Source organism: Acinetobacter sp. SH20PTE14 (assembly GCF_021391555.1).
Lineage (GTDB): Bacteria > Pseudomonadota > Gammaproteobacteria > Pseudomonadales > Moraxellaceae > Acinetobacter > Acinetobacter amyesii.
Map to the genome: position 1 here is coordinate 2733622 of NZ_CP090067.1, position 13830 is coordinate 2747451.

The 13830-nt window shown below is 43.2% G+C and carries 10 protein-coding genes; 4 read left to right on the forward strand and 6 right to left on the reverse strand.

The window, feature by feature from the left end:
- The first annotated feature begins 70 nt into the window (after positions 1 to 70).
- Both LXF01_RS13380 and LXF01_RS13385 read left to right on the forward strand, forming a co-directional pair.
- Positions 71 to 892: a hypothetical protein gene (locus LXF01_RS13380; RefSeq protein WP_078192622.1), complete on the forward strand. Its 822-nt coding sequence runs from the start codon at positions 71 to 73 to the stop codon at positions 890 to 892.
- 9 nt (positions 893 to 901) lie between these two features.
- The gene (locus LXF01_RS13385) at positions 902 to 1825 is read left to right on the forward strand and encodes a mechanosensitive ion channel family protein (protein WP_180007243.1); all 924 of its coding nucleotides are present in this window, start codon (positions 902 to 904) and stop codon (positions 1823 to 1825) included.
- 126 nt (positions 1826 to 1951) lie between these two features.
- On the opposite strand, the gene LXF01_RS13390 is transcribed toward LXF01_RS13385, so the two are convergent.
- Entirely contained in the window at positions 1952 to 4738 is a 2787-nt protein-coding gene (locus tag LXF01_RS13390; protein WP_233945480.1) for a DUF2339 domain-containing protein, read from the reverse strand.
- A 163-nt stretch (positions 4739 to 4901) separates the two neighbouring features.
- On the opposite strand from LXF01_RS13390, the gene polA reads away from it, so the two are divergent.
- Positions 4902 to 7667, forward strand: a complete 2766-nt coding sequence (polA, locus tag LXF01_RS13395) for a DNA polymerase I (protein ID WP_233944531.1) — start codon at positions 4902 to 4904, stop codon at positions 7665 to 7667.
- A 148-nt stretch (positions 7668 to 7815) separates the two neighbouring features.
- Here polA and LXF01_RS13400 read toward each other — a convergent pair whose 3' ends face one another.
- From LXF01_RS13400 to ppx, 5 genes are read right to left on the reverse strand one after another with little or no spacing between them, the layout of a single operon-like run.
- A complete protein-coding gene (locus LXF01_RS13400) occupies positions 7816 to 8379 on the reverse strand; it encodes a YggT family protein (protein ID WP_078189567.1) in 564 nt (187 codons plus the stop codon).
- Between the two features lie 27 nt (positions 8380 to 8406).
- Positions 8407 to 9237, reverse strand: a complete 831-nt coding sequence (gene proC / locus LXF01_RS13405) for a pyrroline-5-carboxylate reductase (RefSeq protein ID WP_168378486.1) — start codon at positions 9235 to 9237, stop codon at positions 8407 to 8409.
- A complete protein-coding gene (gene tilS / locus LXF01_RS13410; RefSeq protein ID WP_233944532.1) occupies positions 9234 to 10610 on the reverse strand; it encodes a tRNA lysidine(34) synthetase TilS in 1377 nt (458 codons plus the stop codon). The genes proC and tilS overlap by 4 nt, the downstream gene beginning before the upstream one ends.
- Entirely contained in the window at positions 10547 to 11371 is an 825-nt protein-coding gene (locus LXF01_RS13415; RefSeq protein WP_078189570.1) for an acetyl-CoA carboxylase carboxyltransferase subunit alpha, read from the reverse strand. Before LXF01_RS13415 ends, tilS begins: the two co-directional genes overlap by 64 nt.
- A gap of 33 nt (positions 11372 to 11404) precedes the next feature.
- Entirely contained in the window at positions 11405 to 12925 is a 1521-nt protein-coding gene (gene ppx / locus LXF01_RS13420; RefSeq protein ID WP_233944533.1) for an exopolyphosphatase, read from the reverse strand.
- 266 nt (positions 12926 to 13191) lie between these two features.
- Between ppx and trxA the strand changes: the two genes are divergently transcribed.
- Positions 13192 to 13518, forward strand: a complete 327-nt coding sequence (gene trxA, locus LXF01_RS13425; RefSeq protein WP_078192629.1) for a thioredoxin — start codon at positions 13192 to 13194, stop codon at positions 13516 to 13518.
- Positions 13519 to 13830 lie beyond the last annotated feature (312 nt).

A 13830-nucleotide genomic window follows, 5' to 3' on the forward strand; every position in this document is an offset into this window, starting at 1 on the left:
TGAGTGTACTCTAAGCATCTGACAGCGTGAAGTCTGTTTTTAGGATTTATCAGGACAAGGGATATACGCATTGCCATTAGAAAATGATTTGACTGAAAAGGAATCCCCAAAACGTAAATGGTGGGGGGAATATCAATTTGAACTGAATCACCCGCGCAGTTGGCAGTTTGGGTCTTTATTGTTTCGTGTGACGCGCGGCATGCAAGAGTGGCGTATGGAATATCATCGCCCGACCTTTCAGTTTGACTATGAGCAGCAATGGCATCCGATTCAAGACCCTGAATTTGGTTTTCCACAACCCATTAAAATGGAACGTTATATGTTCCGCCAGACGCATGACAAAATTCAAATCATGCCACGTTTGGCAGATCGGTCTGTGGTGATTAAACCGGTCGATCCGATTTATATTCCAGCCGGACAGCGCGGAACGCTATATATCAGCACACCGCTTTGGATTGCTGGTTTTGTCGAAGGTCTTAGAGAACCTTTGTTTGATATACCTGTGATTCTACCAAAAGATACCTGGTTTGGTCCGAACCATCGAATGGGTGAAATTTGCTATGCCACAGCAGTTGATGGTCGTACCGAACTTAAACAACTCAAACCTCGTGCTTTTCGTGCAGTAACCCCTATTGAGTTTCATAACGTGAGTAATCAACAGATTCGTTTTGACCGTATGAATGTCCCTGTACCGGCTTTGCCATTATTTTATAGTGAAAGTACAGGACGTTTATGGACTTCACAAATTCGAGTCGTGCATGAAGGTCATGACAAACCGCCGCGGGTCAAAATTGAAAACCGTACACCGCCACAAGCCGGTGACGTAATTTATCTGCATCCGCCACGCGAGTCAGCCAACGTGCTGTTCAATATGTTTGATTCATTTTTCTAACGGTGAGCCATGGCAGATTTAAATATTTCGACAGAAATCACAAGCAGCCTAAAAGGAATGGTCGCCAATCTCAATACCGATCGGCTGACGGAATTATTGGTGGCTGTTTTACTGGCAGTCATCGGCTTTCTGATTGCCCGTTTTATCTCGAATACCTTTATTCGTACTGTAGGTATGCGTTTCAATGCCCATCAGCAGTTGGTTTGGCGTCGCGGGATTTTCTATTTCATCTTTTTAATCTTTGTGATGGCCAGTTTAAAAGAAGCCGGCTTTAAACTCAGCGTGTTCTTGGGTGCAGCGGGTATTTTAACGGTCGCACTGGGTTTTGCATCGCAAACGTCCGCATCCAACCTGATCAGCGGGATGTTCTTGATCGGTGAAGGTTCTTTTGAAGTTGGTGATACCATTCAATTGACACTGATTCGCGGGCATACCATTGAAGGTGAAGTGATCTCGATTGATTTGTTGTCGGTCAAATTACTCACGCAAGACAATGTCTATGTCCGTTTGCCGAATGAACAACTGATTCGGGCACCTGTGCATAACTTGTCTAAGTTTCCAATACGGCGAATTCCAATTACCCTTGCGATTAACTTTCATGAAGACATCATCAAAGTCCGTGAAGTTTTATTAGATGCCGTTAGTAAATATCCATTGGTCTTGGCCGATCCTAAACCTGCCGTAACCGTCACTGCCTTTCGAGAGTCATCCATTGAATTGCTTTTTGCCATTTGGTGCCAAAGAGAGAATTTCCTGAAAGTCCGTGATGAAATGCAGGAACGGATTCGAAATGCCTTTGTAGAAAATAAAATTGAAATCCCTGTCCCGAAAATGGGTTTTGTTGACCACCCACTTTCTACACAAGCAAGCGATGCTAACGTCGATCAATATGCCAATGCGCAAGAAATTCAACGAGAGCCTCAACTCAAATAATGGTCTATCGACTTGATATGAAAAGCCCTGCATATCTTCAAATGTGCAGGGCTTTTTTATCATCCACTTTTTATAGCCATCGACCTATACGGCTTAGTGATCTCGTACCTTTATTTAAGAACTTCATCATGGTTCAATCTTGTCATTCGGCATGGGCGCAATATAGGCGATCAAAAGCATGGCAAAACCTGCCGCCATAAATGAAATCACTCGCATGAGGGTGCCAACATGAGATAAATCCAGCAAGACCAATTTCAAAGTGACCAAGACCAAAATACTGCCACCGAGCAGCCAAACTGAACGTAATTGGCGCTGAGTGGCAAAGCGCATACTCACCAAAGCCAATAATACCCACAGCACAGTAAAACTCAGTTGAACGGTCGCATCACTCCAAATGTCTAAACTGTTATAAGGCGTATCCAGATACCTATGTAAGGCACGAAGCACAACATAGCTACTTAACCAAAGTAGCCCAAGAACACTCAACACGGCAGCCAAGCTACGATCTAAACCAGCATTTAACTGTTGATTCAACATCCATAAAAAAGCCGCTAACAACAGCAAACTCACAGCATCAAAAGGATTCAGTATCGGCAAGATATATCCCACAAAGGCCTGCTGACTAAATAATTGCGAACTAATGATCCAACTTAAAGCCAAAAACAAGCTGCTACGTGCTTGCCAAAACATTTTCCAGGCCGGTTGCTGCGCTTGCCAATAACACCATGCACAAAATAATAGCGGCAAAATCACCACACTGATATATGGCATACTAGGTATCAGCGTCAGACTGATCCACGCCAAGCTGCTCAAAATTCCGAGACTGACCCATTCTTTTTCTTCACGCACACCAAGTAATGGTCGTAGCCAAAGCAGCGTCAAGCACAGCCCAGCGAATGCAAAATAAATCTGCTCCATCGTTGAATGCCAAAGTAACTGACCGTTCTCACTCACTGAAATGACTTGGTACAGCCCCATCACATAAACAGGCACTAGCCCCGTCCATTTAATGATGGACCAACTCCACGAAGCTTTTTGTTTTAACAAGCCTTCATTCACCACCAGATAGGCAAGACTGACGATCAATAGACTCAAGGCCAATTGATGGCTAGTCTGCAGCCAATCTAAGAGCAACATGATGAACATGGTGGTTGCTGAGAGCATTTGCACACATTGAAAGGCAATACTCGAACTTGAAAGCTGTTTATGAAATGCAGGAACAGCATGCGTCACGATAATGGCCGCCAAATAGCTCAAACACACGCCCCAATACATCTGTGCAGGGAAATGTGGCAGTTGAACCAAATAATACAGACTTGAACAACCCGCCATCACCAAGAGCGCCATGCCTAAATAACGGCTGATATTGGACTGCTTGTATAGGGCATATATAAATATCAATGCACCTTCAACTGCCCAACCGACCACACTCCACTGCTCTTTCAATACTATCGGTGGAATCAATGCCAAGAAAATTAAGGTCAAACTCAAATAACTTTGTGCAATCAGTGGGATCACAGCACTACGTTTACTGATGCTATACAGTGCGGCAAAAAGCGCTGCAAATAGCAAGCTATACCCCGCCTGCCATACGGTTTCCTCAAAATACATCAAATACAATGCCAGATAAGCAAGCACTGGTGCAGCAAAAATCAGTGCAATATCCAAGGCAGGTTTAAGCTGAAAATGCGCAAGATCTTGTTTCGCCAATAACTGACTAAAACGAAAACCTAACCAGATAAAAATCGCGGCATGGGCTAAAACCAGCACGCTCATCATCTGACGTTCGGTGGTGTATCCGTGGTAAAAAGCATATCCACCACCCATGATTACCGTCATCAAAAAAGCGATTTGATTCAGATATTTCCACGGTCTTAATGTACTCATGACTGCAATAGCAATATTAATTACAAGATAATAGGCAATAAATTCCGTTGCAGTTGCATCACGAACAGGCAAGGTAAATGGCGCAAGATAGGCGATCAGCATTGCCATAATTGCCAGTTCAACTGACTGTTGTTTCAGACTGAGCCAAATCGTCAATGCCATAAGCACTGCATACAGTACACAGACCACGCCAAAACCCGCAATCACGGCATTGTAATAGGCAAAAAATAAGGTCAAAAACAGCGCTGCAAGACCTAGACCTTCTAGCGCTAAGGCAAAACTTCGATTTTTGGTTTGTAGCCAAAAACCCAGTCCGACAACACCAGCACTGATCAAACTCACGATCAGCAGTTTCATGGCCAAGCTAAGTTGCCAATGCTCTGTGGCAAATCTGAGTAATAGCACCACGCCAATCACCAAGACCAGTACCGCCACTTTTAACACGGGATTACCTTGGAAAAGCCATTGCTGAATTTGACTGGATAAATTTGGTGCAGACTTGGATGATGTATTAGAAGGCGTTGAATTGAATGTTGCCTGATGTCTAGCTGTACCAATTGCAGTCGCGGGATGTACAGATGGTGTATCGTCAGAATCAAAATTTTCAGGACGGTCTATTGTCGATGCTGACATTGAAGTAGCCACATGACACGATTGCGACTGAAGCGCACGTCCTTGCAATAGATGCAGCTGACGTTCTAATCGTTTCAGCCAACGCAGAAAAAAATAAACCCACAGGCTAATCCCGATCGCAACCAAGTATCCCAATTCTGTTAACAGTCCAACGACCGTTAATAACGATGCAATATATAACGGAACCTTTGATGTCACTTGGAATGGTTGTTTTGATGAACTCAGTGCATCAGCGCCGTGCTGTAAATCATCGACATAATTCATCAAACTGAGCATAAAACCAATGCCGCTGATATAACTCAAGATACGGATGTCTAAGTACCATGCCCCGATCCCTACCATAATCAGCGACATCAACCAAATCATCTTGAGTTCATTATTCTGTTTCAGCATACCTGCTTCGTCATTTTCCTGAATGTTTTGATGATACATGAGCCCGACGGATGGATTAAAACTATTCATCAGTGATTCGGTAAGTTACATATACAATCTAGACTCTGCGTGCGGGCAAAAAATCACGTACAATAAAACCGTTTTTAGGATTAGGAAATTATCAATGCCACCATTTGTCTTGGTCGATGGCTCATACTTTTTATTTCGTGCCTACCATGCACTGCCACCATTAACCACTTCAACCGGTTTGCATACCAATGCAATCCGAGGTGCCATTTCTGCCATCCAAAAATTAATGCGTCGTATCCAACCGACGCACATGGCCGTTATTTTCGATACACCTGAACCAACCTTCCGTCATGAATTGTCCCCGATTTATAAAGGTGACCGTCCAAGCATGCCTGAAGAATTATCACAACAAATTCCATATCTTCATGCATTAATTCGTGCTCTAGGGATTCCGCTGCATATGTTGCCAGGTGCTGAAGCCGATGACATTATCGGAACTTTAGCCAAACGCGCTGAAGCAGCCGGTCATCAAGTTTTGATCTCCACCGGTGACAAAGACATGGCGCAGCTCGTTACTGAGCGTGTCACTTTAGAAGACAGCTTCAAAGACAAACCGATGGACGTTCAAGGTGTTTTTGAAAAATTTGGGGTGTGGCCGAATCAAATTATTGACTACCTCACGCTGATGGGCGATGCCTCTGACGGCATCCGTGGTGTACCCGGTGTTGGCGCAAAAACGGCAGCGAAACTTTTAACCGAGTACGGCTCGATTGGCGGCATTTTAGAAAATGTCGACAGTATTAAAGGTAAAGTCGGTCAAAACATTAAAGACAATGTCGAAGGAATTGCTCTTGACCACCAACTGGCGAGCATTGTTTGTGATCTCGACATGGGCCTTAAATACGAAGATCTGAAACTTGCTGATCCAAATATTCCAGCACTGCGTGATTTATATACGGAACTAGAATTCCGTAACCAACTGCAGTCATTAGATCATCCGAACAACCCCAATGGTGCAACCTACAAACAAGCAGCCAAAGCCATCAACACCACGGCGACTGTAGCCAATGCACCTGAAGTGGAAGATCAAGCGGACAAAACCAGTGTTGATGATTTACTTGGTGAAGCACGTTATCACACGGTATTAACTCAAGAAGATTGGGATGTGTTATTCAAGCGTCTAAGTACTGAAAAGCGTTTTGCCTTTGATACCGAAACCACTAGCCTTGACTACCGCGTGGCGCAGATTGTAGGTTTCTCGGTGGCTTTAGATGCACATGATGCCTATTACGTGCCGCTTGCGCATGATTATGAAGGTGCGCCGCAACAACTTGATCGCGACACAATTCTGAATCAACTCAAACCTTTACTTGAAGATAATGACGTACAAAAAATTGGTCATCATCTCAAATATGATGCACATGTCTTAGAAAATCATGGTATTCATTTGGCAGGTTGGTATTTCGACACCATGTTAGCCTCTTATGTCCTCAACTCTGTGGCAACTCGTCATGGAATGGATGACGTCGCGCGTTTGTATTTAAGTCATCTCACAACGACGTTCGAACAAGTGGCAGGCAAAGGTGCAAAACAAAAGACCTTTAACCAAATTGAGCTCGAAACGGCAGCCCATTATGCCGCAGAAGATGTCCATGTGACCTATCGTCTATATGAAGTACTCGATAAGAAGTTACAAGCCCATCCGGAACTGATCAATATTTTGCACAATATTGAAATGCCGGTTGCCCGTGTTCTAACCTCTATGGAAGAAAACGGCATTGAGCTAGATATGAACTTCCTCGACCAACTCGGTGTGGAATTTGCCAATACCATTCAAAATTTAGAAACAGAAATTACCGATCTTGCGGGTCAAAGCTTCAATGTCAGCTCACCAAAACAAGTGGGTGAGATTCTGTTTGATAAATTAGGTTTAAAAGGCGGTAAGAAGACCTCTACAGGTCAGTACAGCACCAGTGAAAGTGTGTTAGAAAAAATCGATCATCCGATTACTGATTTAATTTTGGAATATCGTGGTCTCTCTAAACTGAAAAGCACCTATACCGACGGTCTATTAAAGCAAGTGAATAATGACACACATCGTGTGCATACCAGTTACCACCAAGCTTTAACGGCTACAGGTCGTTTGTCATCTACCGATCCAAACTTACAGAACATTCCTGTCCGTGAAGATATTGGACGTCAAATCCGTAAAGCCTTTATTGCACCTGAAGGTCGCATTTTATTGGCAGCCGATTATTCGCAAATAGAATTACGTTTAATGGCGCATTTCTCGCAAGATCATGCCTTGGTCGATGCCTTCAATCATGGGCAAGATGTACATAAACGTACTGCGGCAGAAGTTTTGGGCATTCCACTCGACGAAGTGACTAGCAACCAACGTCGTCAAGCCAAAGCGGTGAACTTCGGTCTGCTCTATGGTATGTCTGAATTTGGTTTGACTCGTCAGCTAGGTTTCACTCGTGAAGAATCACGTAACTATATTGGTAAATACTTCCAACGCTACCCTGGTGTTTTGGAATATATGGAACGTACTCGCCAAGTCGCACGTGAACAAGGTTTTGTGGAAACCATTTTAGGTCGTCGTCTGTATACACCGGACATTATGGCGAGCAACAAAATGGTGAAACAAGGCGCTGAACGTGCAGCGATCAATGCACCACTACAAGGTTCTGCGGCGGATATTATTAAATTGGCCATGATTGCCGTCGATAAAATCTTACCTAAAGATCAAGCCAAAATGTTACTGCAAGTACACGATGAATTGGTGTTTGAAGTTGATGCTGCAATTGCCGATGAACTCTCTGCACAACTGACTGAAGTGATGCAGTCTGTGTTGAAAATTTCCGTTCCACTGATTGTGGAAGTGGGTCAAGGCAATAACTGGGAAGAAGCGCACTAATTCATTCACGCCTTTCTCCCTCTAGGAGGAAGGTTGGGATGGAGGTGAGATATCTCCTCGTAGATATTTATTGTTTTACACCTCAATTTAAATCCACAAAAAAAGGACGCCTCGGCGTCCTTTTTAATTTAACTCGTCTTAGCTCAGATTAAAGACCAGTCAATAATGCAATTGCGACTTGCTTCATAATAGTTTCCGCAACCAACAATGCCAAAATCGCAAAAATTGGCGACAAGTCAATCATCCCCATATTTGGAAGAATACGACGGAATGGCGCAAGTAGCGGTTCTGCCAACTCTTGAACCACTTCAATATAAGGCGAACGTGACTGACTAAACATCACCACCCAACTCAAAATAATCGATGCAAAAATTAAGTAACGACAGAAACGGATTAAATCCTGAATCATGGTCACAAAGGTCATAATGATCAGATGGAATGGGCTATTCACTGCCACGCCGGACAAATACATCAAACCAAACATTTTTAACAAATACAGAATCACCACCAACACCAATGCTGCGGTATTCACTCGACCTTTGGCCAAAGTTGGGAAGATTCGGCTAAAGATATCGACAATTTTTGTTGCTTTTGCTGTTGCCAAAACCACAGGGTTATATGGACTCACGGCAGCAAGCTGCATTAAAAAACGGAAAAATACGAGCAAAATTGCAACGTTAATAATGATTCCAAAAATTTGAGCAGAGCCCATACTTGAACTTTCCTAAATCAAATCGAATTATTTGGTGCTTTCGCTTAACTCTTGTGCCAACTCTTGGCTACGCTTTTGCGCTGCGGCTAAAGCAGCCTGAATATTTTGTGAAATTTGAGCACGATCAAACACTTCAATCGCGGCTTGTGTTGTACCGTTTGGAGAGGTTACATTTTTACGTAACTCCGCAGGACTATTGGCACTGGTAATTGCCATTTGTGCGGCACCTAATGCAGTTTGCAAGGTTAGCGCTGTAGCTACCTTTTCATCCAGCCCCATGTTTTTACCTGCACGGATCATACTTTCCATCATATAGAAAAAGTATGCAGGACCTGAGCCAGAAACTGCTGTTACCGCATCAATTTGCGCTTCTGAGTTTACCCAAAGTGTTAAACCCGTTGAAGCCAAAACTTGACTTGCAAGATCACGATCTTCAGCTGAAACCGCTTCACCTGCATATAAGCCATGCGCACCGGTTTGAACTAAAGCCGGTGTATTTGGCATGACACGAACAATACGCTCTGTGCCTAATAGTTTTGAAATCGTTGCAATTTCTGCACCTGCAACAATTGAAATCACCAACTTCCCTTCTAGCAAACCTTGTAATGGTGCCAAAACTTTTGCCAACACCTGAGGTTTAACTGCAAAAAGAACAATGTCAGCATCTCGAATTGCCGCAACATTATCATCGGTCACATGCAAATCTTTTTCAGCCAAAAGCTCACGTACTTTTTCTACGGGATCTGAAACTGTAATACGTGTAGTCGGGACACCACGTGCAATCAGGCCACCAATTAAAGCCTGTGCCATGTTGCCGCCACCAATGAAACTGATATTACAATTTAGAATTGCGCTCATGATTGAAGATCCGATATTGCAGATTTAGCGTTAAGAGATAATGTCGGTTGCCAGCCAGCTTGAGTACAAAATTCAGACTGCGCCAACCAAAAGCCCTGAGGCGTAAAGACGCCTAGCATAACATTATCTCGGCTTAATATTTGAATAGTATGACGCTGCCATGGAAAAATTTGCGCCTGCTGAATGGCTTTTTTCAAAGGCCAACTTCCGACACGACCATATAAATGAATTTTTTCGCCGCCAAGGCGTGGGCGTATCTGCAGTTGCTGCCCCAATAATTCAGGTGATAAGCCAACCTCTGAGGGTTGAATCACGAAATGTCCTGCAGGCAACTTGAGGCACTGACCTGCAACACAAGTTACAACCTCAACCTCTTGAATGGATTCTGCTGGCAGATAATCCGCTTTGGCAATCCGATGAAGTTGCTGTTGAAAGCGCAGATAATAAAATCCATTCCAGTGTAGTGCCGCTTGCGAGTCTTCGCGTGAGTTAATCACTTCTGAAACTAAACGCTGTACCATTTCAAAGCTTGGACGATATTGCCCCTCACCTTTCATCCAGTGCGATAACAACTGACGCTGACGTGCCAGACTGAGCTGTTGTAAAGCCTCCAAAGATAACACTTGCGATGAGCCGCAGGCCGCTAAATCTTGTTGCAACACCTCAAGTAAAATTTCATCAGCATCTTGCATCAAGTAACTGGTTCGACTCAGAGCTTTCTGCATTTTAGGAAATCGCTCACTGAGTAGCGGCCACAAAATTTCACGACTCCACGCACGGTCATAGTCGGTATCAAAATTGGTGAGGTCTTGAATATTTTGCACATGCAGCTGTGCTGCCCATTGGCAAATTTGCTCACGTGAAAGATCTAATAGCGGACGCCATAAAGTAAAATCTTCACGTACATCGAATTTTTTCATGGCAGCAAGGCCATGGACACCAGCACCTGAAAGTAGCCGCAACATCAATGTCTCCGCCTGATCTTGCTGATGATGTGCGAGTACCAATATTTCATCTGCTTGTAAATGTTGGCGAAAGGCTTGATAGCGGGCCGAGCGTGCTTGATTTTCAAGGTTACCTTGCGCAACCTGAACTTTTTGTATGATGAATGGCAAATTCAGCGCTTTACATTGAGCACGTACAAATTCGCCCCAAGCATGACTACAATCTTGTAGTTGGTGATCAATATAAATTACCCGCATTTTTTCAGGGCACAAAAACGACATAAGATGCAGCAGCAACATGGAATCCATGCCACCACTACATCCTATTAAAAATCGGCTTTGTTCAGGCAGCGCCTGAATTTGACTTAAGCAGTCAGCCCTAAATTGTCGCTGCCAAACTTCATTAAACGCTGATAACGCGCTTCGCATCGTTCGTTTGCATCCATTGGTTGCAGTTCTTCTAGAGCTTGCTTCAAGACCACTTTCAAATCCTGCATGACTTTTTCAGGGTTTAAATGTGCGCCCTCTGCTTCGTCCACCACGTATTCCACAATGCCCATCTTCTGCAATTTATCTGCCGTCAATGCCAATGCTTCACTTGCTTGTTCTGCTTTTTCTGCAGTTTTCCACAAAATAGATGCACAGCCTTCAGGTGAAATTACTGAATAAATACTGTGAGATAGCATAATCACACGGTCAGCTACGCCAATACCCAGCGCACCACCCGAACCACCTTCACCCAATACCGTTGCTACTACAGGCACTTTAAGTGAAGAAAGCTGAGCTAAGCTGGTTGCAATCGCTTCAGCCTGACCACGTTCTTCTGCACCCACACCTGGGTACGCACCCATGGTATCAATAAAGGTAAAGACGGGCAGATTAAAACGCTCCGCCATATCCAATAAACGCTGCGCTTTACGATAACCTTCTGGGTTACTCATACCAAAATTATGCTGTAATTTTTCACGTGTACTACGACCACGGTGCTGACCTACGATCATCACAGGCTGACCATCTAAACGAGCCAAACCACCAATCATCGCACCGTCATCACCAAATAGGCGGTCACCGTGCAAAGCATCGAACTCTGTAAAAATTTCGCCAACATAATCCAAAAACTGCGGACGTTCAGGATGACGTGCGATCTGAACCGTAGTCCAGGCTTTAGATTGAGCTGCTTTATTTTTCATAGGTCGATCATTATCCCTAACTTAACTGGTCTGTTAATTGATAAATTGTTCCGACTGGATATTCAGTTCAATATCCCAATGCTTAAATTGCAGTTGCTCATCATGCAAGTCTGCAACCAACAAAGGCCACTGTTTGGCATCACCAGAAACACTAAGTTGCCATTGTTGCGCATTGTCCACGCTTAATTCAATGGCAGGAAGCATCTCATCGCTGCGACTATGATTTAATAAAACTGCTAAACGAAGCAATAGACATAAGTAAACAAGTTTGTTACCACCGACTTTCATCACATCAACACGTGCATCACTGCGTAACTTACGACGATGATGCGCCACTAAATGCGACAAATGATTTTGATCAATTTGTGAGAAACCCGGAATATCCGAATGTTGCAGTAAATAGGCACCATGACGATGGTAACCACTATGACTGATTGCTAAGCCAATTTCATGCAAATACGCTGCACGACGCAGTAAATCACTGTCATCACTGGTCAAATTCAGTGCGGTCGCCACACCATTAAACAGTTGTTGAGCGGTATTTACCACACGTTCAGCTTGTTTCATATCTGCGTTGTAGCGCCCCATCAACGCATGTACAGAACGGTCACGAACATCTTCATGTTGGAAACGTCCCAATAGGTCGTACATCACGCCTTCACGTAACGCGCCATCAGAATAAACCAATTTATCGATATTCAGCACATCAAAGACGGCATACAAAATGGCAATGCCGGCTGGCAAAACTGCTCGACGGTCTTCTTTTAGACCATCAAATTCCATTTCATTGACATGCTTATATTTAAGCAATTTATCTTTGAGTTTAAATAAACCGTCACGTGTCAGTTCTTCCTGATCGTTGCTCCAGCCCATATTGACACAAATCTGACGACATGCTTTGATCGTGCCACTTGAACCGACAACAGTATCCCAGCCCGCAGCTTTATAAGTGTTGGCAATGCCTGCGATTTCCTTGCGAGCAGCATTTACCGCTTTATCAAAATTTTTCAGGTTAATTTCACCATCAGCAAAAAACGCTTTGGTAAAAGCGACACAGCCCATTTGCACAGATTCTGTATGAATCGGTTCAAACTCTTCACCAATAATCAACTCTGTTGAACCCCCACCGATATCAATCACAAGGCGGCGACCACTATTTGCCATAGTATGTGAAACCCCTAAATAAATTAGACGCGCTTCTTCACGACCAGCAATGATTTCAATTGGTTTTGGTAAAATTTCAGCGGCTTTTTGAATAAATTCATGACCATTTTTTGCTTGACGCAAGGCATTAGTCGCCACAATACGTAAACGGTTAGCTTGTACAGGATTTAAACGCCCCACAAAACGTGCTAGGCAGGCTAAGCCTCGTTGCTGTGCGGCTTCAGTCAAATTTTTATTTTCGTCTAGACCTGCGGCAAGCTGTACTTTTTCTGACATTGATGCAACTTTTTTCACTTCACCATGGTCTACGCGTGCGATAGCCAAGTGGAAGCTGTTCGATCCCATATCGATAGCAGCAAGTAATTCTTCATCAATCAAAAAATCAGACATTATTCAAAAAAACCTGTTCAGAATTGTGCTTAGATTAATTCACATACATGCAATTTAAAAGCCATTTATGAGTAGTTCGGGCTGAACTTATCGATTTTTTATCTGAAGCAATGATAGTCATACACGATCATCGGCATCGTGATCATCCATTAGACAAACTCGCCATTCAGGTCGAAAATTTACATAACCCCCTACATTGTTATAGTTGGCTATGTAATACTTATAAACATAGAGTCAACTTAAAAATTAATTCCGGAGCAAAATCCATGTCTGGCAATATCGTAAATACAACTGATGAAAACTTCCAAGCCGATGTACTAGAGTCTGATACTCCTGTACTTGTAGATTTCTGGGCAGGTTGGTGTGCTCCTTGTAAAGCCATTGCACCTGTACTTGAAGTACTTTCAACTGAGTTTGAAGGCAAAGTTAAAATCGTTAAAGTAGACGTAACTTCTTGCGAACAAACAGCTGTAAACTACAACATCCGTAACATTCCTGCATTATTAATGTTTAAAAACGGCGAAGTTGTAGCAACCCAAGTCGGTGCCGCACCAAAATCTAAATTGACAGCTTTCATCGAAGAAAACATCTAATATTTTTTCGATAAAAACACTCGAAAATACGCTGTTTTACACAGCGTATTTTTTTGGTTGATAAATTGACAAATGCTGTGTTCTCTCTTATATTGTTTACTCAAGAAATTAAGGATCTCAAATCCTGTCATTTTCTTACAACACAACACATAAAATGCCGCTCGGCAACAGAATTGTTTTTCACATCTCTCTTCAAATAACGAATCAGATCTCTGAATTGTTTTGTGCAAACCAATTGCTATCGTTTCTTGCATGATCGCGGCACATTTGTTGCTCCCTTTTCCAACCTGTACCTCAGAATTTTAGATTCTA